Raw genomic sequence first — 647 nt, forward strand, 5'->3', positions numbered from 1 at the left:
GGCTTAGAAGCAGCCACTCATTAAAAGAGTGCGTAATAGCTCACTAGTCGAGAGATCCTGCGCCGAAGATGTTCGGGGCTCAAACTTATCACCGAAGCTACGGCTAGCAGATTTATCTGCTGGGGTAGGGGAGCGTCGTAATCGGGCTGAAGTCGTACCGTAAGGAGCGGTGGACTGATTACGAGTGAGTATGTTGGCATCAGTAGCGAGAACTAGGTGAGAATCCTAGTGGCCGAAAACCTAAGGTTTCCTCAGGAAGGCTCGTCCGCTGAGGGTTAGTCGGGACCTAAGCCGAGGCCGAAAGGCGTAGGTGATGGACAATCGGTTGATATTCCGATACTACTGCAAATCGTTATTACCGATGGAGTGACGCAGGAAGATAGAGTGTGCTAGCTATTGGATGCTAGTCTAAGCACTTAGGTATACAGGTAGGCAAATCCGCCTGTATTAGCTGAGGTGTGATGGGGAAGGCCTTTTAGGCTGAAGTACTTGATTCTACGCTGCCAAGAAAAGCTTCTAGGGAGAAATGTAGTACCCGTACCGCAAACCGACACAGGTAGGTGAGGAGAGAATCCTAAGGCCGGCGGAAGAATTACAGTTAAGGAACTCGGCAAATTGACCCCGTAACTTCGGGAGAAGGGGTGCCT

At 50.5% G+C, this 647-nt stretch carries 1 rRNA gene; it reads left to right on the forward strand.

What is annotated here, in order from left to right:
- Window positions 1-647 (forward strand): 23S ribosomal RNA (locus tag OCU55_RS23750); the annotation flags it as partial.

The sequence above is a fragment of the Clostridium folliculivorans genome (assembly GCF_024341905.1).
Classification (GTDB): domain Bacteria; phylum Bacillota; class Clostridia; order Clostridiales; family Clostridiaceae; genus Clostridium_AR; species Clostridium_AR folliculivorans.